The sequence below is a fragment of the Photobacterium pectinilyticum genome (assembly GCF_024357955.1).
GTDB lineage: Bacteria > Pseudomonadota > Gammaproteobacteria > Enterobacterales > Vibrionaceae > Photobacterium > Photobacterium pectinilyticum.
In genome coordinates this window covers 1-25,170 of record NZ_JANEYT010000069.1, presented here as the reverse complement: position 1 = coordinate 25,170, position 25,170 = coordinate 1, and the positions used below count along the sequence as shown (strand labels likewise).

The 25,170-nt window shown below is 48.0% G+C and carries 19 protein-coding genes; 12 read left to right on the top strand and 7 right to left on the bottom strand.

The window, feature by feature from the left end:
* Nucleotides 1-148 precede the first annotated feature (148 nt).
* Together NHN17_RS20510 and NHN17_RS20505 are read left to right on the top strand one after the other, a co-directional pair.
* Entirely contained in the window at nucleotides 149-484 is a 336-nt protein-coding gene (locus NHN17_RS20510) for a helix-turn-helix domain-containing protein (protein ID WP_255044495.1), read from the top strand.
* A gap of 32 nt (nucleotides 485-516) precedes the next feature.
* Nucleotides 517-1,239, top strand: coding sequence for an RNA-guided endonuclease TnpB family protein (locus NHN17_RS20505; protein WP_255044494.1), 723 nt, complete (start codon nucleotides 517-519; stop codon nucleotides 1,237-1,239).
* A gap of 124 nt (nucleotides 1,240-1,363) precedes the next feature.
* Here NHN17_RS20505 and NHN17_RS20500 read toward each other — a convergent pair whose 3' ends face one another.
* Nucleotides 1,364-2,419: a LacI family DNA-binding transcriptional regulator gene (locus NHN17_RS20500; RefSeq protein WP_255044493.1), complete on the bottom strand. Its 1,056-nt coding sequence runs from the start codon at nucleotides 2,417-2,419 to the stop codon at nucleotides 1,364-1,366.
* 220 nt (nucleotides 2,420-2,639) lie between these two features.
* Here NHN17_RS20500 and NHN17_RS20495 point away from each other — a divergent pair, with 220 nt between their 5' ends.
* Together NHN17_RS20495 and NHN17_RS20490 are read left to right on the top strand one after the other, a co-directional pair.
* Nucleotides 2,640-4,742 carry an alpha-galactosidase gene (locus NHN17_RS20495; protein WP_255044492.1) on the top strand — a complete coding sequence of 701 codons (2,103 nt, stop codon included), beginning with the start codon at nucleotides 2,640-2,642 and terminating at the stop codon, nucleotides 4,740-4,742.
* 50 nt (nucleotides 4,743-4,792) lie between these two features.
* The gene (locus NHN17_RS20490; protein ID WP_255044491.1) at nucleotides 4,793-6,502 is read left to right on the top strand and encodes a solute:sodium symporter family transporter; all 1,710 of its coding nucleotides are present in this window, start codon (nucleotides 4,793-4,795) and stop codon (nucleotides 6,500-6,502) included.
* Between the two features lie 107 nt (nucleotides 6,503-6,609).
* Here the strand turns inward: NHN17_RS20490 and NHN17_RS20485 are convergent, their stop codons facing one another.
* Nucleotides 6,610-8,004 carry a glycoside hydrolase family 1 protein gene (locus NHN17_RS20485; protein WP_255044490.1) on the bottom strand — a complete coding sequence of 465 codons (1,395 nt, stop codon included), beginning with the start codon at nucleotides 8,002-8,004 and terminating at the stop codon, nucleotides 6,610-6,612.
* Nucleotides 8,005-8,234: 230 nt separating this feature from the next.
* Nucleotides 8,235-9,518 carry a PTS sugar transporter subunit IIC gene (locus tag NHN17_RS20480; RefSeq protein ID WP_255044489.1) on the bottom strand — a complete coding sequence of 428 codons (1,284 nt, stop codon included), beginning with the start codon at nucleotides 9,516-9,518 and terminating at the stop codon, nucleotides 8,235-8,237.
* Between the two features lie 186 nt (nucleotides 9,519-9,704).
* Here NHN17_RS20480 and NHN17_RS20475 point away from each other — a divergent pair, with 186 nt between their 5' ends.
* The 6 genes from NHN17_RS20475 to NHN17_RS20450 all read left to right on the top strand — a co-directional run bounded on the left by NHN17_RS20475 (nucleotide 9,705) and on the right by NHN17_RS20450 (nucleotide 15,976).
* Nucleotides 9,705-10,013: a PTS sugar transporter subunit IIB gene (locus NHN17_RS20475; protein ID WP_255044488.1), complete on the top strand. Its 309-nt coding sequence runs from the start codon at nucleotides 9,705-9,707 to the stop codon at nucleotides 10,011-10,013.
* A 29-nt stretch (nucleotides 10,014-10,042) separates the two neighbouring features.
* Nucleotides 10,043-11,371: a PTS sugar transporter subunit IIC gene (locus tag NHN17_RS20470; RefSeq protein ID WP_255044487.1), complete on the top strand. Its 1,329-nt coding sequence runs from the start codon at nucleotides 10,043-10,045 to the stop codon at nucleotides 11,369-11,371.
* 107 nt (nucleotides 11,372-11,478) lie between these two features.
* Nucleotides 11,479-11,784: a PTS N,N'-diacetylchitobiose transporter subunit IIA gene (gene chbA / locus NHN17_RS20465; RefSeq protein WP_255044486.1), complete on the top strand. Its 306-nt coding sequence runs from the start codon at nucleotides 11,479-11,481 to the stop codon at nucleotides 11,782-11,784.
* A 310-nt stretch (nucleotides 11,785-12,094) separates the two neighbouring features.
* On the top strand, nucleotides 12,095-13,060 hold the full coding sequence (locus tag NHN17_RS20460) for a LacI family DNA-binding transcriptional regulator (RefSeq protein ID WP_255044485.1): 966 nt from the start codon (nucleotides 12,095-12,097) through the stop codon (nucleotides 13,058-13,060).
* Nucleotides 13,061-13,322: 262 nt separating this feature from the next.
* Nucleotides 13,323-15,197, top strand: coding sequence for a DUF294 nucleotidyltransferase-like domain-containing protein (locus tag NHN17_RS20455; RefSeq protein WP_255044484.1), 1,875 nt, complete (start codon nucleotides 13,323-13,325; stop codon nucleotides 15,195-15,197).
* Nucleotides 15,198-15,226: 29 nt separating this feature from the next.
* Nucleotides 15,227-15,976 carry a 3'-5' exonuclease gene (locus tag NHN17_RS20450; RefSeq protein WP_255044483.1) on the top strand — a complete coding sequence of 250 codons (750 nt, stop codon included), beginning with the start codon at nucleotides 15,227-15,229 and terminating at the stop codon, nucleotides 15,974-15,976.
* A gap of 615 nt (nucleotides 15,977-16,591) precedes the next feature.
* Here the strand turns inward: NHN17_RS20450 and NHN17_RS20445 are convergent.
* The 4 genes from NHN17_RS20445 to NHN17_RS20430 form a co-directional block, all read right to left on the bottom strand.
* Nucleotides 16,592-17,215 carry a bifunctional 4-hydroxy-2-oxoglutarate aldolase/2-dehydro-3-deoxy-phosphogluconate aldolase gene (locus tag NHN17_RS20445; protein WP_255044482.1) on the bottom strand — a complete coding sequence of 208 codons (624 nt, stop codon included), beginning with the start codon at nucleotides 17,213-17,215 and terminating at the stop codon, nucleotides 16,592-16,594.
* A gap of 29 nt (nucleotides 17,216-17,244) precedes the next feature.
* A complete protein-coding gene (gene kdgK, locus NHN17_RS20440) occupies nucleotides 17,245-18,171 on the bottom strand; it encodes a 2-dehydro-3-deoxygluconokinase (protein ID WP_255044481.1) in 927 nt (308 codons plus the stop codon).
* 58 nt (nucleotides 18,172-18,229) lie between these two features.
* Nucleotides 18,230-18,559 carry a cupin domain-containing protein gene (locus tag NHN17_RS20435; RefSeq protein ID WP_255044480.1) on the bottom strand — a complete coding sequence of 110 codons (330 nt, stop codon included), beginning with the start codon at nucleotides 18,557-18,559 and terminating at the stop codon, nucleotides 18,230-18,232.
* Between the two features lie 84 nt (nucleotides 18,560-18,643).
* A complete protein-coding gene (locus NHN17_RS20430; RefSeq protein WP_255044479.1) occupies nucleotides 18,644-20,410 on the bottom strand; it encodes a sodium:solute symporter family transporter in 1,767 nt (588 codons plus the stop codon).
* A 309-nt stretch (nucleotides 20,411-20,719) separates the two neighbouring features.
* On the opposite strand from NHN17_RS20430, the gene NHN17_RS20425 reads away from it, so the two are divergent.
* Both NHN17_RS20425 and NHN17_RS20420 read left to right on the top strand, forming a co-directional pair.
* Complete coding sequence (locus NHN17_RS20425; RefSeq protein WP_255044478.1) at nucleotides 20,720-22,861, top strand: heparinase II/III domain-containing protein; 2,142 nt, start codon at nucleotides 20,720-20,722, stop codon at nucleotides 22,859-22,861.
* Nucleotides 22,861-25,011: a heparinase II/III domain-containing protein gene (locus NHN17_RS20420; RefSeq protein WP_255044477.1), complete on the top strand. Its 2,151-nt coding sequence runs from the start codon at nucleotides 22,861-22,863 to the stop codon at nucleotides 25,009-25,011. The genes NHN17_RS20425 and NHN17_RS20420 overlap by 1 nt, the downstream gene beginning before the upstream one ends.
* The last annotated feature ends 159 nt before the right edge of the window (nucleotides 25,012-25,170 follow it).

Genomic DNA, 25,170 nt, shown 5'->3' with positions numbered 1-25,170 from the left:
CTTACGCAAAAAAAAGGCAGATTTCTCTGCCTTAATACACAATATACACCTTTTAAGTTACTATATATAACGATGAGGGCGGGGATACAAGCGCATACCGCGAAGCGGTGTCTTTACAAAAGCTAACTCTTTCTGTAGGATTTGCAGAATGAAACGAGCATACAAAGAAAGATTCTATCCAAATGAGCAGCAAACCGAACTACTAACAAAGTCGTTTGGATGCTGTCGTTTCGTCTGGAATAACTCTCTCAAGTACCGCACAGATGCGTACTACGAGAAAGGCGAGTCTATTGCTCATTCAGTTCTAGAAAAACGCCTAGTGCCTCTGAAAACAGAATTTGAGTGGCTTAAAGAAGTATCGAGCGTCATCTTTCAGCAAGCACTACGAGATCAGCAAGAAGCATTCAAAAACTTTTGGGATAAACGAGCTAAGTACCCAAAGTTCAAATCCAAACACGACAAGCAATCCAATCAATCAGGCTGACCAAAACCGCCTTTAAATATCGTAATGGTCAATTGTTCATTGCCAAATCAAAGCAGCCACTCGATGTTCGCTGGACACGCGAACTATCGAGTGAACCTAGCTCTATCACCATTTCAAAAGACAAAGCTGGCCGATACTTCGTGTCGATGCTTTGCGAGTTTGAATCTAAACCAATGCCTGTAACCGCTAAGACGGTTGGCATTGATTTGGGTTTAAATAACCTGTTCATCACAGATAGCGGTGAGAAAGTCGATAACCCTCGCCACACTAAACGCTACGAAAAGAAACTGGCACACCTACAGCGTAAACTAGCCAAGAAACAAAAAGGCAGTAAGAACCGCAATAAGGCACGCCAGAAAGTAGCACGTCTACATGCAAAAATTGCTGATAGTCGATTAGACAACCTCCATAAGTTGTCTCGCAAACTTATTAACGATAACCAAGTCGTTTGCGTCGAATCTCTAGCTGTGAAGAATATGATCCGCAATCCAAAACTGGCAAAGCATATCGCTGATGCTTCATGGGGCGAGTTCGTCCGTCAATTGAAGTACAAAGCGGAATGGGCTGGACGCACTATCGCAGAGATAGACCGTTTCTTTCCTAGCTCAAAGCGTTGTAATGGTTGCGGGTTTGTACATGAATCAATGCAGCTTGATATCCGTGAGTGGGACTGCCCCGATTGTGGACGCACCAATGATCGTGATATCAATGCAGCACAGAATATAAAAACCGCCGGACTGGCGGGGATAGTCTAGGGAGCGACTGGATCGGGGATTGGAGCAATCCAGTCTAGTGAAAGCGTGTTGAGCTAGAAATTGTTCTTGTAGCGATATAAGAACCCTCGCCTGTGGCAGCGAAGCTGCTTAGGGCGGGGAGAAGTCAGTGTTCGAGTAACCTCAGTGCTTTATCGAGCAGTTTTCTTGCCTGATCGATACTTCCGCTATCCTGATCGCGTGGCGCAGTACTGGCGCGCTCAATTAAGCTAACGTCAATGTGGGTGATATCAACGTGGTCAAATGTTGTGGCCAGTAACTTGTTGACTGCGGTCTGGCCAAGCAAGGTGAAGTCCTGCTTGATGGTTGTCAGGGGAGGGGAGAAAAACTCACTGTCCTCGGTACCATCAAAGCCGATCACCGAGACACTGCTTGGCACCTCAATACCCATTTCATTCAATGCTCGCAGCGCTCCCAGTGCCATTTGGTCATTGGCGACCAAGACGCTGTCGAAGTCGCGGTTTTGCATGATCGCCCGGCGCATCGCTTGGTATCCGCTGGCGGCAGACCAATCCCCTTCCAGCTCAGCGACAACGGAAAATGCTTGTTTGGTAAACACATCACGCCAGATCTGAGTTCTCAGTTGCGAAGCGTGGGAGATATGTGGGCCTGTCAGAAAAACCGGTTTATTTCGCTGTTGCTTTATCAGTAGTTCCGCGCCTTTTCTCGCTCCATTTTCATTGGCACTGCAGACCGCATTGACCTGCGTGTCTTGAGAGACGTCGATGAATAGCAATTTTACCTTGGTGTACTTGCCAACTAACTCAGTCGCGAGCTCAGCAGAAACAGGGGCATTGATGATGATGGATTCAACTTGCTGGGCAATCAGCTCTCTGACGGCACTTTCAATATCGTGATCTTCTAGATCATCAACCGCCGATATTGCCAGCGTATATCCCGCCTCATGGGCTTGTTGGCGTACGCCGTTGGCTATCATCGCAGCACCGTGCAACGCCATATCCAGGGTTATTAAGCCAATGATTTTATTCTGAACTTTGAGTGCCTGTGCTGCCTTGTTGGGGATATAACCCAACTCATCAATAGCGGCAAGAACCCTCTCCCGGGTTTTGTTCGACACATTCTCTGCCCCATTGGTTACTCGGGATACTGTTTGGGTGGATACGCCAGCCAAACGGGCGACATCTTTAAACGTTGCAGTCATTGCTTGCCATCCATTTTTATCATCAAAAGCATTTTACCATGAACACGAGGAAAGACATTTTGTTGTCTTTGTGTTTTCGAAAACATTTAGTGATGGGTCTCACGTTGTGGGCTTTGGAAAAGGATCTTTGATCACATTTTAGCCGCTATTCACTTTTGCAGGGAGGGTTTGTTGGCTTAGTTTGTCTGTAAATGTTATCGAAAACAATTTTGAGAGACCCATGACAAAATTACTTCACTTGCAAAGCCAGAACCTGAGTTTGGTGTTTAAGTTAGGGCGTATCCCGGAAATTATCCATTGGGGTAACAAGGTTGCCGCCATTGATGAAGATTTGTTTCTTGCGACCGAGCGTCCTGTCAGCCAAGCACGACTCGATGTCGATGTACCCTTGACCGTGTGTCCTGAACTAGGAGCAGGGCATTTCAATGCGCCGGGCTTGGAAGGCAATCGCCAAGGCAGTGACTTCGCTCCAGTGTTTACCATGGAAAACTATCACTGTGATGGTCAGAAGGTGGTGTTCGAACTGGTGGATGACGTGGCCTTGCTGCAGTTGAATGTTGAGTTTGAATTGGATGTGAGCAGTGACGTGTTGCGTCAAAAGCTCACCATTAAGAATTTGGGTGATGAAGCCTATTCTCTGGATAAGTTAGCCTGTACGTTGCCTGTCCCTTATCACGCCAATGAATTGATGACGTTCCATGGCCGCTGGTGCCAAGAGTTCCAGACCCACCGTGTTGCGTTTGAACATGGTGGCTTTGTGCAGGAAAACCGCCGTGGCCGTACATCCCATGAAAACTTCCCAGGTCTGTTTGCTGGTGCTAAAGGGTTTACGGAGCAATCAGGACAAGTGTGGGGGTTCCATTTTGCCTGGAGCGGTAACCACCGTATGCGTGCCGATGTACGTAGTGATGGCCGCCGTTTTATTCAAGCCAGCGAGTTGTTGTTTTCCGGTGAAGTGGCACTGGCCCCGCATGAAAGTTATTCAACCCCTGAGCTTTATGCGACATACAGTAGCGCTGGCTTGAATGGGATCTCCGAGCGCTTCCATCGTTATGTTCGCGAAAACATCCTTGCATTTACCCCAGAGCAAGCTCGCCCTGTTCACCTTAACACGTGGGAAGGGATCTACTTTGATCATGATCCTGACTACATCATGCAGATGGCCAGCGAAGCGGCACGAATGGGCGTTGAGCGCTTTATTATCGATGACGGCTGGTTCATCGGCCGTGATGGTGAGAAAGCAGCGTTGGGCGATTGGTATCTGGATGAAACTAAGTACCCGAACGGCCTAGAGCCGGTCATTCAACATGTGATTGATCGCGGCATGGAGTTTGGCCTGTGGGTTGAGCCTGAAATGGTGAGCCAGGATTCCCTCCTGTACCGTGCCCACCCTGATTGGGTACTGGGTGTCGATGGCTATCAGCAACCGTCGGGTCGCTGGCAATATGTACTCGATCTGCAAAATACTGACTGCTTTGATTATCTGTTTAATCGCTTGGATGACTTGTTGTCCCGCTACCAGATCAGCTATCTCAAGTGGGACATGAACCGCGAACTGGTTCAACCGGCCCATGAAGGTAAACCAGCGGTCAGGGGACAGACTCAGGCATTCTATGCCCTGCTCGATCAGCTACGAAGCAAACACCCTAAGGTTGAAATTGAATCTTGTTCAAGCGGCGGTGGCAGGATCGATTTTGAAGTTCTCAAGCGTACTCACCGTTTTTGGGCCTCTGACTGTAATGACGCACTTGAGCGCCAGACGATACAGCGTGGTATGAGCTACTTCTTCCCGCCTGAAGTGATGGGGGCACATATCGGTCCAGCAGAGTGTCACTCGACCAATCGGATGCACAATATCAACCTGCGGGGTGTAACCGCCCTGCAAGGCCACATGGGCGTAGAGCTTGATCCGGTCAAGGTTGGCGAGGAAGAAAAAGCAGCCTTTGCCCGTTATATCGAACTTCACAAGAGCTTCCGATCGCTACTGCACAATGGACGAGCTTTCAAAATTGATCCGGCCGATGAGCGTCAGTATATCTATGGCGTTGAACATCAGGATGAAATGCTGATCACAGTTTGCCAACGCGCGATGCCGACCCACGCATTGCCAGCACCTTTACGCCTTAACTGTTTGGATCCAGAGGCAATGTACTCAGTCAAAATAGTCGAGATGCCACAGACCTCTTTCCAACTGATGAAACACCGCCCAGCATGGCTTGGCAAAACCCTGCATCTCCGGGGAGATAATTTGATGGAAATCGGGCTTATTTTACCGATCCTCGATCCCGAATCAGCTCTGATCCTACACCTACAAAAAGATTAAAACATACCCGGTGGCATCTAAAGGTGCCGCCAAACAAAAGGAACTGAAAGATGGAAATTACACTCATTTCATTCTTCTTGTTCACTGGCTTTGTGGTTTGGTTTACCTACAGCAAAGTAAAGAACTCGAAGAATGACTCACACGATGGCTTTTTTCTCGGCGGCCGCTCTCTGGCCGGTGGTTTGATTGCTTCGTCACTCATTTTGACCAATCTTAGTGCGACCAGTTTTGTCGGGATGTCCGCCCAGTCATATACCCATAATATGTCGGTGATGGGCTGGGAGGTTGCCAGTGGGGTAACACTGGTTTTGATCGCCTTGTATTTGGTACCTCGGTACCTCAAGCAGGGGATCACCACGGTACCTGATTTCTTGGAAAGCCGTTATGACTTGGGCGTGAAGAAGTTTGTGACCTTGCTGTTCTTGTGCCAGTACATTATCAATATTCTCCCGACCACTTTGTACGCTGGCGCAGTGGTATTGACTGGCATTTTTGATATCGAGTCTATTTTGGGTATTTCTGAATTCCAGGCCATTGCGTTGATCAGTGCAGCCATCGGCTTACTGGGCTTCTTCTATGCCATTTACGGTGGACTAAAAGCGGTGGTGATAGCTGATACCATCAATGGTGTTGGCCTGATTATTGGCGGCTTGATGATCCCTGTTTTCGGCTTGTTTGCCCTTGGCGGTGGCAGCTTCGGTGAAGGCTTAGATATCCTTCTGTATGCCGCGCCTGAAAAGCTGGAGTCAGTAGGCTCAGCCAGTGATCCACTGCCGTTCTCGACCTTGTTTACCGGCCTGCTTTTGGTCAACCTGTACTACTGGGGTACCGATCAGTCGATTATTCAGCGTGCGCTAGGGGCGAAAAACCTTAAAGAAGGTCAGAAAGGGGTGATCTGGGCGGGTGCTATCAAGGTGATCTCACCACTGTTCCTGATTATTCCGGGGATCATTGCTTTTCACCTGTTTGGTGCCGATGCGGGTAATCCTGATACCATGTACACCCGCTTGGTTAATGAAGTGCTGCCTAAGCCATTGGTGGGTTTCTTTGTCGCGGTAATGTTTGGTGCCATCCTGTCGACGTTTAATGGGGTACTGAATAGCTCGACTACGCTGTTTGCCTTGAATGTCTACAAACCGATCTTTGCCAAAGAAGGTATGTCCGACAAAGCATTGGTCGCTAAAGGCCGAGTATTTGGAGTGGTGATTGCGATCGTCGCTATCTGTATTGCACCGTTTATCATGTATGCCCCTGAGGGCCTGTTCCAGTACCTACAGATGGTGGCGGGCTTCTTTAGTGTGCCAATCTTTACCATTGTCTTTGTCGGTTATATCTCAAAACGTGTTCCGGCGATTGCGGCAAAAGTGGCGCTAGTGGTTTTTGTTAGCTCCTATGCTTCAATGCAGCTTATTTTCAAAACGCCGCTGCACTTCTTGCATCAACTGGCTATTTTGTTTGTGGTTTGTACCGTGTTGATGTTCGTGATTGGCCATTTTGCTCCTCGTAACAGTGACTATGTTATGCCAGTTAATGAGAGCATGGATGTGACGCCTTGGGAGTTCCGCTTCGAAGCATCAGCCGTCATTTTATATATGGTACTGGGCGCTTACATTATGTTTAGCAAGGTTGGCTTTGTCTCTGACGACCCGACTTGCATGCAGGTATATGGCTTGTGTGGTGTGGTCATGCTGGTGGGTATTGCCGTTAGGTACGCCAAGAAAAAACAAGCCTCGCAGCAAGCGTTAGCATCAGAATCCTAACCACGATATGTGTTGCTAGATAATTACGCTACATGAAATGAAAAGCCCGGCAGTGTGCACATTGCCGGGCTATTTTTCATTCAAGCAAGGTCGAACGAGGGGGCGGTTTACACGGTGAATTGGTTGGTCGTTGCCAATTCTTTAAACCAAACAGAGTGGCGTTTAGGGATACGGTCACCGGTTTCTAAATCTAATCGGTAGAAGCCGTAGCGACGCTTGAACGAGTTGAGCCATGACCAGTTATCAATAAAAGTCCACTGGTGGATACCGAAACAATTAGCGCCATCTTCCATCGCGCGATGGAGCTGAATGAAGTGCTCTTTCATTAGCTCGGTACGGAAGCTGTCGTCAATCATGCCGTCTTCCTTAACGGGTCCTTCCGATTCCAAGTCCATCGCAATACCAATCTCGGCCAGGTACCATTTGATGTTGCCGTAGTTGTCCTGGATATTCTTGGCGATATCGTAGATAGCGGTTGGTAGGATTTCGTTGTTGTCGCGGTAAGGGTTGAAGCGGCCTTGTGGGTTAATGTAATTTTCGAAGTACTTCTCAGGCGTGAAGTAGTCCAGTGTGTATTCGGTTTCTCGGGCTTTGACGCGGCGTGGTACGTAGTAGTTGACGCCAAGGAAGTCGACCTCAGCAGATTTGATTTCATCAATTTCTGCGGTGCTGAATTCAGGCATGATGTCGTTATCACGCAGGATCTGGCACAACTCCTCTGGGATGGTGTTCTTCACCATAGGGTCGAGGAAGCTGCGGTTGAACAGCAGATCGGCATACCATGCGGCTTCCTGGTCAGCATCGCTGTCGTTGCGGGTGTAGGAAGGGGTGAGATTCAATACCACGCCAATCTCACCATCTAACTTCATATCGTGGTACGCCAATACCGCTTTGGCATGGGCCACCATGATGTTGAAAGCAACTTGTACGGCTAGCTTGCCGTCTTTTTTGCATGGGTAATGGAAGTCATACAGGTAACCGCCCTCAACTGGCACAATCGGCTCGTTGAAGGTGATCCAGTGCTTGACCTTATGGCCGAAGTGTTTGAATGCAGTGCGGGCAAACTTCTCGAACAACTCGATAACGTGCTTGGACTCAAAACCGCCGTACTGATCTTGTAGCTGAGCGGGCATATCGAAATGGTAGAGGTTGATCATCGGTGTGATGCCGTTGGCGATCATTTCATCGATATAGGCATGATAGAAAGCGACTGCATCCGGGCAGGCTTCACCCGTTTCGAAATCTTTGATCAGGCGTGACCATTGAATCGATGTCCGGAATGAGTTCATGCCGATCTTTTTCATCAGTGCAGCGTCTTCTTGGTAACGCTCGTAGGTTTGGCAAACTGTCGTAGGGCCGATCTCCTTGAAGAAACGCTCAGGGTTGCTCTGGTGCCAAGTATCCCAAATAGACGGGTGGACTTGATTGGTTGTGCCTTCAGTTTGAATACCCGATGCTGCTGCTCCCCACAGGAAACCTTCCGGGAAAGTGTACGTTGTCATAGTGTCCTGCCTGTTAGTTGTTCTGCTGGAGCAATCTACTGGCATAGGCTGAGAAAATATAGATTAAGACGGAAACCGGTTTCCATAGGATGAGAGTGGTCACAAAAAACAGGTAGGGTATCGTTGATTTTGTGATTTTGATCTAAACGAAAAAACCGCTCAGATCAGGCGGCTTGGATGGGGTAAAGCGTTTTATTGCTGGTGTAGGGCTTATTTTTGGCACACAGGACTTATCGCTGACGCAGGGCTTCTTGTTCAATCAATTGCTTTTCATGGACCTTGAAGAATGGGCGGTAAATCATCCATGAGTTAAATATCGCAAAGAGGCACATGAACATGTTCTTCCAGCTCCCGTTAGCAGCCCATGCCGCGCCCAGTGGCGCCGGCATTGACCAGGGTAGCAGCGCTACCATCCTGTCGAGAACACCGATGTCGGTGAGGTACCAGGCAACACATGCATTGACCAATGGTACGCCGACAAAGGGGATCAAGAATAGCGGGTTCATGATGATCGGAAAGCCGAACAATATCGGTTCGTTGATGTTGAAGAGCGATGGGATGAGTCCAATTTTGCCCACTGACTTCAGTTGTTTAGATTGGCTTCGCATTGCCATGAAAATAAGTGGCAGGGTCGAGCCGATACCGCCGATTAGTATGTAATAGTCCCAGAAACCTTGCATGTAGATATGCGGTAATTGTTCGGCACCGCTGGCAAGGGCCTGTTGGTTTTCAACCAGATAAGTCATCCAGAACGGATTCATAATCCCGGTGATGATCAACGTGCCATGAATACCGATAAACCACAGTAAATGGCAGATAACCAGTGAGATGAGTACAGCCGTCAGGGTATCGGAAGCGACGATTAATGGCTGGAAGGCGGCGGCAATCAGCTCCGGTAGAATCATACCGGTATGCAGTTGTAGGTAGGCGTTGATAATGCTGATGGAGAGCAGAATAAACATTAGCGGCACAATCAGCTTAAAGCCATTGCGGGTCATGATCGGTACTTCATCAGGCAGGCTGATATACCAGCCTTTACTATAGAAAAACCTAATAATTTCAATTGAATAAGTGCTTGATATTAAAGCGGTGAAGATCCCCATACCTCCAAGATAGACATTAGGCATGGCACTGCCGCTAAAACCAATAAACAGCAGGAAAGCCAAACAGCCGGTGAGGCCGGATAAGCGCTCAGGGATCTGGTATTGCTTGGCCAGACTGGCACTGGAACCAAAGGCAATAATCAGCGCAATTAAGCCGATAGTCAGCTCGAATGTGGGGGCGAGAAGGGGTCTTAGTGTGAGGTAGAGTTGACCGAAAGTGCTGGTTTGGTTGATCGCAAATGGCGGAAAGATAAAGGGCACTAACAAGCTACCGACGATCACAAACGGCATGGCTAATGAAAAGCCATCTCTCAAAGCGGTTATGTGATTACTGCGTGTCAGCCAGTTTGCCAGTGGTGAAATACGTTGTTCGATAACACTAGCTGCGACATTCATTACTTGAATGTTCATAGGTTTTGCTAATCCTTTGGAAACAGTTTCCGTTCTGAATATTGAACGGATCACATTTTGCCAGAACATTCTGGGTTTTCTGGTGATCGACCTCACAAATAGAGATGGACCGCATGGAAACCGGTTTCCTGGGTTTTCCGTTGGGCGTATATTTCAGTTCTAAATCATTCGGGATAGGACTTAAAAATGAAAAAAATTATGTTGTGTTGCTCTGCAGGTATGTCGACAAGTTTGTTGGTGAAAAAAATGGTCGCTGAAGCGGACAAGCGTGGCTTGGCTGCTGAGATTCAGGCTTATGGTGCCGCAGAATTTGATCAGCAGGTGGGTAATTATCAAGTGGTTTTGCTTGGTCCACAGGTGAAATACATGCAGCCGGATTTACAAAAGAAAGCTGACGCCCATGGCATCAAGGTTGAGCCAATTAACATGATGGATTACGGCATGCAGAAGGGCGACAAGGTGTTGGATTTTGCCCTGTCGTTAATTGACGGTTAATCACAAACGACAACAATAAAGGAATCGTTATGAGTGCCCTATACGACAAGTTAATCGGGGTGATTGAACAAAAAATCACCCCAATGGCTGGCGCCATCGGACAACAAAAATATGTTACGTCTATACGTGATGGTTTTATCGCTGCACTGCCTTTCATGATTGTTGGCTCATTCATGTTGGTGTTTATATTTCCTCCGTTCTCACAAGATACGAGCTGGGGCTTTGCCCGCGCATGGCTGGACTTTTCCGAGCGACATTTTGAAACCTTGATGCTACCGTTTAATTTCAGCATGGGGATAATGACCTTGTTTATCTCGGTCGGGGTTGCCGCCAGTTTGGCGCGGCACCACGATCTTGATCCGCTAACGACAGGTATGTTGTCGTTCATGGCATTTATGTTGGTGGCGGCACCACTTGAAAATGGCATGATTTCCACTGCGTATTTCTCGGGCCAGGGTATTTTCACCGCGCTGATCGTGGCGATTTATGCCACCGAGGTGTATGCCTTCCTTAAACGCAATAACATCACTATTCGCTTACCCCCTCAGGTCCCGACCGGTGTTGCCCGCTCGTTTGAAATCCTGATTCCGGTATTGGTGCTGATTTTGACCCTGCACCCACTGAACCTGTTTATTGAGTCGCAAACAGGTATGATCATCCCACAGGCGATCATGGCTTTGGTTGAACCTTTGGTCTCTGCATCCGATACTTTGCCTGCACTTCTACTGTCTGTGCTTGTGTGTCAGATCCTATGGTTTGCTGGCATCCACGGCGCGCTGATCGTGACTGGTATCATGAACCCATTCTGGATGGCGAACCTATCTGTTAACCAAGCGGCAATGGCGGCGGGTGAAGCTATCCCGCACATCTATGTTCAGGGCTTCTGGGATCACTACCTACTGATCGGTGGCGTGGGTTCGACCTTGCCACTGGCCTTCCTGCTACTACGTAGTAAAGCCATTCATCTTCGTACAATCGGTAAAATGGGTGTGGTACCGGGTATGTTCAATATCAACGAACCTATCTTGTTCGGTGCGCCAATCATTATGAACCCACTGTTCTTCCTACCATTTGTGTTGGTTCCTATGGTCAATGCAACGCTGGCCTATATTGCCCTTGACCTTAACTTGGTTGCTCGCGTGGTATCACTCACGCCATGGACAACGCCGGGTCCTATCGGTGCCTCATGGGCGGCGAACTGGTCATTCAGTCCTGTCGTTCTTTGTTTGCTTTGTATGGCATCAGCGGTCTTGATGTACATGCCTTTCCTAAAAGCTTACGAAAAGCAATTGCTTGAGCAAGAAGCAGCGAATAACGCGGAAGAAGAAGCGGCTCAAGGCGAACCTGTAACAGCGTAATGTCAGATAAGCCAAAGCAAGTATTTAAGAAAACAATCAATTGTTTTAGCGAATAAAACCCAGCCCTGCGGCTAGATGGCAGGGCTGTAACAAAGCGGAGAGTTAAGATGGATTTAGAAGAACAGGTCATGGGCATCATCATCAATGCTGGTCAGTCTCGTAGCCTCTGTTACGAAGCGCTACGCCATGCCAAGCAGGGTAACTTCACTGAGGCCGAGGGTCTAATGAAGGAAGCTCAGGAGTTTGCCAACCAAGCCCATTTGGTACAGACCCAGCTCATTGAAGCAGATGAGGGTGAAGGCAAAACCAAAATGACACTGATTATGGTTCACGCTCAAGACCACCTGATGACCTCGATGCTGGCCAAAGAGTTGGTCGCAGAGCTCATTGAATTGCACCGCAAGGTCCAGTGAGCAACAAATAAGAGAGGGTGGTTAATGAGCCCTCTCACCCAAATACTTCACGATGAATAACGTTCCTTCATGGTTACTCGTAATGCATACTGAGGACGCCTGAAAGGCTCTTGGTTCTCAGTCGCCTCGCAGCGTGTTTCCGTTAGTTTTGGAAACCAGCGGAAACTACCCGAGATAAAAGAGAATTTTCAGTGCTGCTGAGTGTATGTCGTAGGGGCTATGGTATGATAAAGATGTGCTGCTATTTGACGGGCAATCAGCTTGTCAGGTGCAGTAGGGAATTTGGGGTAACAACAATGTAGTACGGAAAATGGCAACTATTACTGATGTTTCAAAGCTCGCCAATGTGTCTAAGGCCACGGTCTCCCGTGTGCTCAGTGGTACGCGAGGGGTAAAGGAAGAGAGCCGAGTCGCGGTGTTAAAAGCCGTCGGTGAGTTGAACTACCGGCCGAACGTTGCTGCGCAGAATCTTGCGAAGCAAGCTTCACATTATATCGGTGTCGTGTTGCCATCGGCCGAGGCAACCAATATCGCAAACTACCTGCCATTGTTATCCAAAGGTCTTAAGTCTTTCAATAAATTCATGTTGCTGCACTACGCCAGTGATGCTGACGATCAACGCAGGGTCATTGATGAGCTGCAAGATCAGTGTGAAGCGATCATCGTAATGGGCGCGCCATCGGTAGGTCCTCAGCCCGCCAATGTGGTCCACTTCGATAACGTGTCTATCGAAGGCAGCATTGTCAGCGGCTACAACTATGCTTTTGCCACCGAAAGTGCTTGCCGCTATGTGCTTGGTAAAGGTCACCGTCACATTGCCCTGCTCGTCGATGATGCCAAGGAGGCCGCCAGCCAACAGATGCTGGATGGCTATCGCAGTGCGCTGCAAAATCTTTCAATTCCATTCAATCGCCAGCTGGTGGTGGAAGCCAAAAACGATGTCGAGCAAGGGTTGCTGGCACTGATCAACAGCTTTACCAAATACACGGCTTTGGTGGTAAAACGAGATAGCTATGCTGCCCAGGCAATGCGCCTGATGCGAGAATTCAATATCGCGGTACCGCAGGAAGTATCGATCATCAGTTTGGAAGACTCGCCACTGGCGAGTTTGCTGTATCCCCCTCTGACGTGTATCAGCTATCCGACTGAATCATTGATTGATGATTGCCTTAAGCGGGTACAGAGCATCGTCGAAGGAAAGCCTCAGCAAATTGAACAGCCCCCTGCTGTTGCTGGTCGACTGGTTGCTCGTGCGTCAGTAACGACCTTAGCGTAATGTGCTGAATCGGTGTGGTCGAATTGACTATGCTGCAGGTTGTGAATCGCCTATATCCGTCAAGACGTTATCCTGCATGTGAGCGTCATCTTCTCCGGTATTCCTATAAAGATTATCTTTGCTGTGATCCGTGGCGTAGAGTTGCGTCACAGCATAGACTTGCATTTCCGAAACACATCCAATTGTATTATTATATTTCTCGTTGACGGCTTATCTTCGGATTGGCTCAGTACGATCATTTCCCCCCAACCGGATAGCGCCCATGTCTCACACCTTGTTACCGAACATCATTGAATTTCTGACCCATGTCGACCCCTTTGATAAGTTGCCTCAGGACTGCCTCGAAAAAATCGCAGGCTGCATAAAAATTAATTATCTAGGGCAGGGAGAGCGTATTGCTTTCTCGACCGACCAAGAAGAGTGCTACCTCTATATCATCCGCACTGGTGCGATGGAGCAGCGCAAATCCGATGGGGTGCTTCGGGCCAAGTTGGGTGAGCAAGATATCTTCGGCTTTAGTTTCCTGCAAACAGAAGGGGACAGTAGCAAAGCTGAGATGGCTTATACGGCGACAGCGATGGAGAACTCCCTGCTGTATTTGATCCCCCATGGCAAGCTCAAGCATATCCTGCGTTCTTATCCGGAATATGCCCAGCACTTTGCCGCTCAAGCGCAAGTTCGCATTCAATCAGCGTTGAGCGTAGTGTGGTCGGATGATGAAAAGGGGTTGTTCTTCAAAACCGTCGCAGAGGTTGCTAGCGATAGGGTCGCTGTTGTTCCGGCAACAATGTCGATCCAGCAGGCAGCCTACCGGATGACAATTGAAACGCCGTCGCCAGTTGCTGTGGTGAAGGATGGCAATACAATTGTCGGGGTTATGACCGATCGCGATTTGGCCAAGCGGGTACTGGCAAAGTGTGTGAATCCCAGCCGACAGATCCAAGAAGTGATGACCCCCAATCCGCTCACGGTTGCGCCGGATGACTTGGTGATGAAGGCAGCCTCTTTGATGATGCAGCACAATGTCCGCAGCCTTCCCGTCGTAAAAGAAGGGCAAGTGGTCGGGGTGGTAACAACAACCCACTTGGTGCAGAAGCACCGAGTGCAAGCGATCTTCCTGATCGAAAAAATTAACTATACCGACTCATTAGAAGAGCTGGTGGCGTTGGCGCCAGAGCGGCAGGCGATTTTTGAAGCCTTGATCGAGGGTAATGTCGGCTCGGAGATCATCGGTCAGGTAATGGCGATGCTCATGGATACGTTTAATCGCCGTATTTTGCAATTGGTGGAAGCTAAGATGGGCCCACCACCTTGTGAATATGCTTGGGTGGTTGCGGGCTCCCACGCCCGCAATGAGGTTCATGCCTTGTCCGATCAGGACAATGCCATCATTTTATCTGATGATGTGACAGGCGATCAGCGTATGTATTTCAAACTACTGGCAATGGATGTCTGCAAGTGGATGGATGCCTGTGGTTATAGCCTGTGTAGCGGCAACTTCATGGCATCGGTTCAGAAGTGGTGCCAGCCATTGTCTGTGTGGAAAACCTATTACTCGAAGTGGGCGGAAAACCCTGAGTATGAGCGACTGCTCAATATTACGGTTTTCTTGGAAGTGAGGGCTATTCATGGTCAAACTGAGCTCTCTGAAGAGTTGCAGGCGCACCTGATGAGCCTACTGGGCGAGAACAGCACTTTCTTGAGTATTCTGGCCAAGGATACCGTTGCTAACCAGCCTCCGCTCGGGATTTTTAATAAGTTTGTGTTGGAGAAGAATGGCGAGCAAAGCAATACCCTCAATATCAAAAAGTATGCTCTGAACCTGATCGTCGATTTGGCTCGGATCTATAGTTTGTCGGTAGGTTGCACTCTGACAGGTACTGAAGAGCGTTTCCAATATGCCTTTGATCACGGCAGCTTGAGTGAAGAAAGCCTTAAGGACATCATTGGTGCCTACCGTTTTATTACCCGGGTGCGTTATAGCCATCAACTTCAGGCTCTGAAAAAAGGTGACGTGCCGGATAACCATATTTCTCCTGATATGTTTGGTAGCTTCGAACGTAAGCACCTCAAGGATGCGTTCCGCATTATCGCTGAACATCAGGATGCAGTGAAGTTGCGTTTCAGCCAAGCCTAAGTGAAGTACCGTAGGGGAAATCCAGAATAATGAAACGTATGTTGTCGTATTTTAAACCACTAAACCGTTTAGCCAGAGCCCAAACAAAATGGCGAGATGCTTATGCTTCCCAAGCGTCGGATGGGCCGGTTATCCAACTGCTTGAGGGGAGTTTGCCCACGCCAGATGCCTCTATGCTGGATCTCGATATTCTTTGCCTCGATTTTGAAACGACAGGGCTTAACCCTGACAAAGATCAGATCTTGAGTATTGGCTATGTCGAGATGCAGAAAGGGATGCTTAACCTTAGCAGTTGTGAAGAAACTTATATTAAAGACAGCAGTGGCATCAATGCCCAATCAGCGATTATCAATCAGATTACCCCAGAAATGCTGACAACCGGTCTGGCATTGGATGAGGCGATGGAAACGTTGTTTGCCAAAATGGCAGGCAAGATTGTGTTGATCCATGGGCTGACGGTTGAAAAGTCTTTTATCGAACATTATCTGCAAAATCGTTTTGATATGGCTATGCCACCAATATTATGGCTTGATACTTTGCTGATTGAGAAAATGTTGGTGACCAACCGGCACATGCGTGAAGAAGGGGACTACCGGTTGTCTTCTATCCGCCTGCGCTATGGCCTACCGGAGTACCCTAGCCACGGTGCCTTGATTGATGCGGTTGCCACCGGTGAGTTGCTGTTGGCACTGATGATAAAGTGTTTCGGCCCGTCGAAACCGCGGTTGGAAGAGGTGTATGACATGCACCACTATGAATTGACGACTAACCACCGCTAAGTTTTTCTAGGGGCCTGAGCCGCCCCTCATCCTTTACATTGAAGCGGTTTTCAATATAGCTTGTTTTCTATTGCTTTCCAGAAAGTGAGAATCTGACTTATAGTTAAGATGTGATCTGCTGAGTGAGAGCATCTGATGAAACGTCTGGCAACCGTAAGTGCAAAGCCGTGGGGTCGCACGAGGTTATATTTGCAAGCACTCCTGGGGGGATGCGGTTTCTTGGCCCTAATGGGTTGTGAAAGTAGTATGTTTACACGCAGCCATGCCGAGCCGCCCATGAACCGTCAATACATGGAGCTTTACCGCACCACCGAAATGTTGAACAGACCACCGCCTGACGTTTATCAATACCCCCGCCCGCCTGTTAGTTAAAATTCATAGTTAAAGAACAGTTCGAGATAATACATCTTATACCAATCTACATAAATATTTGATCAAACACTTATCCAGATTGGTATCACAGCGGGTTGTCAGTTGTTTGCCTATTTTTAGATAAAAAAAAGCCCCAGCATATCGCTAGGGCAAATGGATCCGTTAATGTAGTTACTTTGGCAAATAACTAATAAAAATCAAAATGATCGACTAAAATCAGAAAATTCATCGGGGGTGGAGCAATTACTGTACTTTGGCAACAGCGTCTTTCACTAGCAGACCTAGCTCATCCCACTGTTTGTTGTCGATAAGGTCACCAGGAACCATCCACGTACCGCCACAAGCCAGTACAGACGGTACAGCTAGGTAGTCGTCGATGTTGCTAAGGCTAACACCGCCAGTTGGCATGAACTTAACTGGGTAAACCGCAGTAAGTGCTTTAAGCATTGAAACACCGCCAGAAGGCTCAGCAGGGAAGAACTTCAGGGTACGTAGACCCATTTCCATTGCTTGCTCAACTAGGCTTGGGTTGTTAACGCCAGGAACGATAGCAACGCCTTTTTCCTGACAGTACTTAACAGTCGTTGGGTTGAAACCAGGGCTTACGATGAAATCAACGCCAGCATCGATAGCTTCGTCAACTTGTTCTTTAGTTAGAACAGTACCTGCGCCGATCAGCATTTCAGGGAATTCTTTACGCATGTTGCGGATAGCCTGAACAGCAGCTTCTGTGCGGAAAGTGATTTCAGCACAAGGCATGCCATTGTCAACTAGGGCTTTACCTAGTGGGATTGCATCTTCAGCGTTTTTGATAGCAATAACAGGGATTACTTTCAACGCAGCTAGTTTGTCGTTTAGGTTACTCATAATTCTTTACTCTCACTTAGTATCGTGTGTTAAATCGTTGGCATTGCGTCGGCAGGGATAACAGCACCGCGGTATTGGATAACCGTCGAGGCAACCTGATGACCTGCATGAGCTGCTTGAGTCGCTGAACCGCCAGTGAAGCGCTTGGCTAGGTAGCCACCGCTGAACGAGTCACCTGCCGCAGTCGTGTCGACAACGTTTTCAGCCACTAGCGCTGGAACATATACGTTCTCTTCGCTGGTCACAACCAAGCAAGCGTCTTTACCACGCTTAATAGTCAGCTCTGTTACACCGGCACCTTGGGTACGTTCGATACACTCTTCGAGTGTCTCATCGCCGAACAACAGCTGCTCGTCATCAAACGTCAGTAGTGCGATGTCAGTAAGGGATAGCATGCGAAGGTAGGCTTCTTGTGCTTCTTTCACACAGGCCCATAGCTTTGGACGGTAATTGTTGTCGAACAATACCTTGCCACCTTTGCCTTTGAAATCTTCAAGGAAAGTAAATAGCTGTTCACGGCTTTCGGCCGTTAAGATAGCTAGACTGATACCACTAAGGTAAATAGCATCAAAAGCCATTAGGTTGTTCAGCAGATCTGCACTTTGCTCTTGTTCAAGCAGGTATTTTGCTGCTGCATCGTTACGCCAGTAGTGGAAGCTGCGCTCGCCAGTGCTGTCGGTTTCGATGTAGTAAAGGCCAGGAAGTTTACCTTCTAGGCGTAGCACCAAGTCAGTATTGATCCCTTCCTTGTTCCAAGCTGCCAACATTTCATCACTGAAACTGTCGTTACCTAGGGCTGTTACGTAAGTGGTGTTGATATCATGGTATTTGGTCAGACGAGATAGGTATACCGCTGTGTTAAGGGTATCACCACCAAAGTTACGGGTTAGTTGGTCATTGGCTTGTTGCAGTTCGATCATGCACTCGCCAAGAATGGCAATGTTCATTGTAGCCATACATACTCCGGAAAAAGGTGATGGGAAGGGCACTGTGGTGACCTTCCCATAAGGGTAATTACTTCAAAAATTCCTGACGAACAGGTGAGAACATATCTAGAAGGATGCTGCCTTCCTCTAGTGCTACCGCACCGTGAACCGCTAGCTTCTTAGCGATGTATGCGTCACCTTTTTTCAGCACGCGCTTCTCGCCGTCAACTTCTGCTTCGAAGCTACCTTCTACCACGTAGCCAATCTGATCATGGATATCGTGGGCGTGTGGGTGGCCGATTGCGCCTTTGGCGAAGATTAGGTGTACAGCCATTAGATCTTCAGTGTGACCAACGATTTTACGTTGGATGCCATCGCCTAGATCTTCCCACGGAGTGTTATTGATATCGAAAAACATTGTGTGATTCTCCCGAAAATAATGTATTTAAATTTTACAAATGAAAGTAGGGTACAAAGGCTCAACCTTTGCTGATGTTATTGTTTAAGCCGCACTCGTTTCGGCTGCGGCTTCAGGCTTTTTTCTAGAAGCACTCACCAGCAAGATACCGACCGTTAGTACGATAGAGCCACACAAAATAAACAGTCCACGGCCTGATGGATCATTTGGAATCAAGGCCATTGCTAGAATACCGAAGCCTGCAACACTGATCAGGTTACCAAGCATTGAACGCTGTGCTGTATCTAGCGATTGCTGCTCGTCACCACCAGAAACAAGTGGGGTATTCCAGTTTTCAAATAGTTTCTCTACTTCTTTCTCACGCTCTACAGTCAAACCTTTGTAGAAGAACTTAGTCATGATGAACCAACCACCTGTGAACACAACGTGTGCTGCTAGGCTTAGGCCAACCACAAGGTCACTCCACTCACGGCCAGTTAGCGGCTGCTCTAGACCAAACACGGTTTCAATGTGATGGGCTTTCAGTGCAAGACCGAAGATGAAAGAAACAACACCACCAACAATTAGCGTTGACCAACCAGCCCAGTCTGGGGTCTTGCGAATCCACATGCCTAGAAGGACAGGGATAAGCATTGGGAAGCCAATCAATGCACCGATGTTCAGTACAATGTCAAACAGGCTTAGGTGGCGCAGTGAGTTAATGAACAAACCAATCGAGATGATGATGAAGCCCATCATGATAGTGGTTAGTTTAGAAACAATGATCAGCTCTTTCTGGTTCGCATGTGGGCGGAAAATTGGCTGATAGAAGTTACAAACAAAGATACCCGCGTTACGGTTCAGACCCGAGTCCATAGAAGACATGGTCGCAGCGAACATTGCAGACATTAGTAGGCCAACCATACCGGCAGGCATTACATTCTGCACGAAGGCTAGGTAAGCAGCATCACCGGCTTTGTCACCCATTGATGCGTACTGCGCTGCAAAATCAGGCATGAATGCGCTTACGTACCATGGTGGTAGGAACCAGATGACAGGACCAACAACCATTAGGATACAAGCAAGACCTGCCGCTTTACGCGCGTTCTCACTGTCTTTCGCAGCAAGGTAGCGGTATGCGTTGATACTGTTGTTCATCACACCGAACTGTTTGATGAAGATGAACACAACCCAAAGGATGAAGATGCTGATGTAGTTCAAGTTGTTACCTACCAGGAAGTTACCCTGGAAGTTATCAACGATGTTACCAATACCGCCACCGTGGAAGTATGCAGCGATTGCACACGTGATGGTTACCGCCATGATAACAAGCATCTGCATGAAGTCAGAGGCAATAACCGCCCAAGAACCACCCGTTACAGCCATTGCCATCAGAACGATACCCGTAAAGACAATTGTTGCCTCCATTGGGATGTCAAATACAGCGGCAACAAAGATTGCCAGACCGTTCAACCATACACCTGCCGAGATAAGGCTATCTGGCATGCTGGCCCAAGTGAAGTACTGCTCTGTAGTTTTACCGAAACGCATACGGATGGCATCAACTGCTGTTACCACTCGTAGCTGGCGGAATTTTGGTGCGAAATACAGATAGTTAAGGAAATAACCGAAGGCATTTGCTAAAAACAAAATAACTACGGCGAAACCATCTGTAAATGCTTTCCCTGCTGCACCAGTGAACGTCCATGCTGAAAACTGTGTCATGAAGGCGGTAGCACCTACCATCCACCATAACATCTTGCCTCCCCCCCTGAAGTAATCACTGGTAGAGGTGGTGAATTTTCTAAACATCCACCCGATAGCGATTAGAAATAGGAAATAGGCCAGAACTACGAAAGTATCAATGGTCATCTTTTTCAGCCTTAAGTTTATCGAATTGGCAGTAGTGTAATAATTGAAAAGTTATATTGTAATACAAGTTGACTGTTTTCGTGACCTCCATCAAATTTATTTTTCTGCGCCTCATTTTTGAGAATGGGTTAAAGTGCGATTATGTTTTTAATAAACAATTGCTTAGGTCTGAATTTTGACACAGGTCAATACGAGTGCTGAAATGTGACTGCTGTCGAGTTTTTTCAAAACAGTAGTGAAACAAAAACCTATTTGTATTATTTTATGTGTATCAAAGAGGTGCGTATACGCTCTAATCTAGAGGTCAACATGAACACTACTCTCCAGCCAGTATTATTTACTCACGATGAAGTTGCTGATTTACATGAAGAAATCGGTAGTTCGTCGTTAATGGGAAAAACGATTGCGAAGCTGCAGACTGAGCTTGAGCAATATATGGCATTGCCAATGGATGTTCCCGGACAAAGTGAAGCCGGTGGCTATGAACATAATAAGCATAGGCAAAACTACCATTACATTAACCTCGCTGGCCGTTTGTTCCTGATCACTAAAGATGAGCGTTATGCCGAATATGCAGGGCAATTGTTGACCCAATATGCAGATAAATACTTACAGCTCGACTTTCATGTTCAACGCAACACTAACCCTCCTGGTCGGTTGTTTCATCAAATGCTCAACGAGCACATGTGGCTTATGTATGCAAGTTTAGGCTATTCCTGCATTAGTACATGGCTTAGCGATTCGCAACGTGACCACATCGTTGAAAATTTGTTTAAACCGATGCTGCACGTTGCCACAGAGAAATACGACTTCGATTTTGATCGTATTCATAACCATGGTATTTGGGCTGTAGCCGCTGCGGGGATCTGCAGTCTTGCTATCGGCGAGCGTAAATACCTCGATATGGCTGTTTATGGGTTAGCCGGTGACGGCAAGACCGGCGGCTTTTTGGCTCAACTCTCGGAGTTATTCTCGCCTTCGGGCTATTATATTGAAGGGCCTTATTATCATCGCTTCGCTATTCGCCCATTGGCGGTTTTTGCTGAGGTTCTGCACCGCCATATGCCTGAGTTGGATATTTACAACTACAAAGGGCAGGTGATTAAGCAAACGACCCAAGCATTGCTGGCGACGGCTTATCCGAATGGTGTGTTCCCGGCCTTGAATGATGCATCCAAATCTATGGGGATCACCGATATCGGTGTCGTGGTCGCGGTGAGCATGGTCTTCAAGCGTTATGGCTTTGATAAGAACCTGCTTGGGATGGCACAAATTCAGGATCAGGTGTGGATGCACTCTTGTGGGCAAGCATTGTCACAAGCGTGCGACGCCGAAGAGAATATTGAGCCGCCTCTTTGGCCTAGTGTTGAATTGAATGAAGGCCCTGACGGCACATGCGGTGCGCAAGGTTTCCTTCGTATGCAAGGCAATGACAAAGACATTTGCCAACTTTCGATGAACTACGGCCAGCACGGTATGGGGCATGGTCATTTTGATACCTTGGGTGTTGCATTTTATAGCCGTGGTCAAGAAGTTCTGCGTGAATACGGTTTCGCCCGCTGGGTGAATATCGAACCTAAGTTTGGTGGCCGCTACCTTGATGAGAACAAGAGCTACGCCCGTCAGACGATTAACCATAATGGTGTGACGGTGGATGAAGGCTGTCAGAACCAGTTTGATGTCGAGCGTGCTGACCGCACCCACGGTAAACCACATTTCTTTATGGGCGAAGGTACTGAGCTTCAGGCGATGAGTGCCTTTGCTGACGAACATTATCCCGGTGTGGGGATGCAGCGTACTGTGATGTTGCTTAAATCAGACCAATTGGAAAATCCACTGCTGATTGATCTGTACCGCCTGACCAGCGACAAGCCGCACCAGTACGACTACTCGCACCAATATCAAGGCCAGATCATCCGTACTGACTTTGAATACAAGACAAACTCTGAATTACACCCATTGGGTGATAATTATGGTTACCAACATCTATGGAACCTTGCCCGCAGCGAAGCGGGTAAGAGTACCTTGGTCAGTTGGTTGCAGGGTAGCAGTTATTATACCTGGCTTGGCACCAGTTCAAGCGCCGACAATGAGGTGATCTTCACCCAGATTGGTGCCAATGATCCGCAGTTTAACCTGCGCCACGAAACCAGTTTTATTTTGCGAACTACAGGCAAAGATTTGCTGTTCGCCTCGGCATTGGAGACCCATGGTTACTTCAATGAAGCGGTGGAAGCCTCTGTTGATGCCCGTGGCAAGCTCCATCAGATTGACGTTCTGGTTCACAACGAGACAGGCTCGGTGGTTGCTATTGAAGGGGAAGGTATCCGCTTCACTGTAATGGTAAGCAATCAGCCAAATGTAACTGACACGACCGAACATCGAATTATCATTAACGACAAGACTTATAGCTGGAAAGGATTCCTTGCTGTTGAGCAGGAGACAAAATAATGACGTACCAACCACTACTGATTAGCTTTGACGAAGCCGCGATCCTTCGCGAAGATCTGGGTAAAGATACCCTAATGGGCAACGCACTGGCCCGTGACATTGAAAAACTGGAAGACTACATCGCGACGGTTGGTATTGAAGTACCTGGCCATGGCGAGGGTGGTGGTTATGAGCACAATCGCCACAAGCAAAACTACATCCATATGGATATTGCTGGCCGTTTGTATCTGATCACCGAAAATGAAGCTTACCGTGACTACATTCGCAACCTACTGGTAGCGTATGCAGAGGTTTACCCTAAGCTGGAACTGAACGTCAGCCTAGACAGTAACCACCCTGGTCGTATTTTCCACCAGACACTGAACGAGAACATGTGGATGCTTTACGCGTCTTGTGCGTACAGCTGTATTCACCATACGCTGTCTGACGACGAGCGCAGCTTGATCGAAAACGATCTGTTCCAGATCATGGCTGATATGTTTGTTAACACTTACGCGCACGATTTCGATATCATTCACAACCACGGTTTATGGGCTGTTGCTGGTGTGGGTATCTGTGGTTACGCAATTCAGAACCAGGAAATCGTTGATAAGGCACTTTACGGTCTAAAAGGCGATAGCGTTAGCGGTGGCTTCCTGGCTCAGCTTTCTCAACTGTTCTCGCCAGACGGCTACTACATGGAAGGCCCTTACTACCACCGTTTCTCATTGCGTCCAATCCAATTGTTCGCAGAAGCTATTGAGCGTCGTCAGCCAGAAGTGGGTATTTTCGCCCATAAAGATGGTGTGATTAAAACAACCAGCTATGCGGTAATGTCAACGGCCTTTCCAGACGGTACGCTACCGGCTTTGAACGACTCGTCTAAGACTATCGACATCAATGATGAAGGTGTTCTGATCACGACAAGTGCGTGTTACGGTCGTTACGAAGAAGACGCCAACCTATTGGCGATGGCCGCTCACCAGAAGGATGTGTGGGTACATATCTCCGGTAAGAAACTGTCTGACGCGGTAGCGAAGGAAGAATCTATTCCAGCATTCAACTGGGGTAGCCTGTTTGTCACTGATGGCCCTAATGGCGACAAGGGTGGCCTGACCATCATGCGTCACCGTGACAGCAAAGATCAAGATACCATGGCATTGCTATGGTTCGGTCAGCACGGTTCTGATCACCAGTACCACTCTGCACTGGATCACGGTCACTACGACGGCCTTCACCTAAGCGTATTTAACAAAGGCCACGAAACCCTGCATGACTACGGTTTCGGCCGTTGGGTAAACGTTGAGCCTAAGTTCGGTGGTCGCTACATTCCAGAGAACAAGAGCTACTGTAAGCAAACTATCGCGCACAACACAGTAGTTGTTGATCGCAAGACCCAGAACGAATTCAACACTGCAATGGCTGAATCTCGTAACGGTGAACTGCACTTCTTCAAAACTGAAAACGAAGACTTCCAGGGCATGAGCGGCATCGTACGCGAATACTACGCAGGTGTTGATATGCAGCGTAGCGTACTACTGGCGAAAGTTGACGGTATCGAAAACCCATTGATCATCGACCTATACCGTTTGATCTCTGAAGACGAGCACGAGTATGACTTCCCTGTACACCACACAGGTCAGATCATTCGCACCGATTTCGACTACCAGGCAAATGCTAGCTTGAAGCCAATGGGCGAAAGCGATGGCTACCAGCATATCTGGCAGGTTGCTCAAGGCGAAGTGTCAGGCAGCACGCTAGTTAGCTGGTTGCATGACAACAGCTACTACAGCATGGTGAGCTCTGCGGGCAACAAGGGTGAAGTGATCTTCGGTCGCTTGGGTGCCAACGATCCTGATTTCAACCTACGCTCTGAGCCAATGTTCGTACTGCGCCAGAAAGCGAAATCTCACCTGTTTGCCAACGTGCTGGAAACGCACGGTTACTTCAACGAAGCGGTAGAAGCATCGGTTGATGCCCGCGGTAAAGTAGAGCGCGTTGAAGTGGTGGGTATGGATGATGTTGCATCTGTTGTTCGTCTGCATCTTATTGACGGCCAGGTGCTGACCTATGCAGTATCTAACCAAACTGGTGGTCTGCAAGACGGCAAGCATGAAGTGAGCTTTGCTGGCGAGAGCTTCAGCTGGGAAGGTCCATACGCTCAGCTATAACAAACACTTATTAAGTGAATAATGAAAAGCCGGGCTTGCCCGGCTTCAGATTGATGACAAAGGCCTGGCTTTTAAGCTAGGTCTTTGATCTAATAGAGGTATCGAAATATGGATATCTCGACATGTTAAAAGAACCCTTACCCCAACAGTACGAACTCG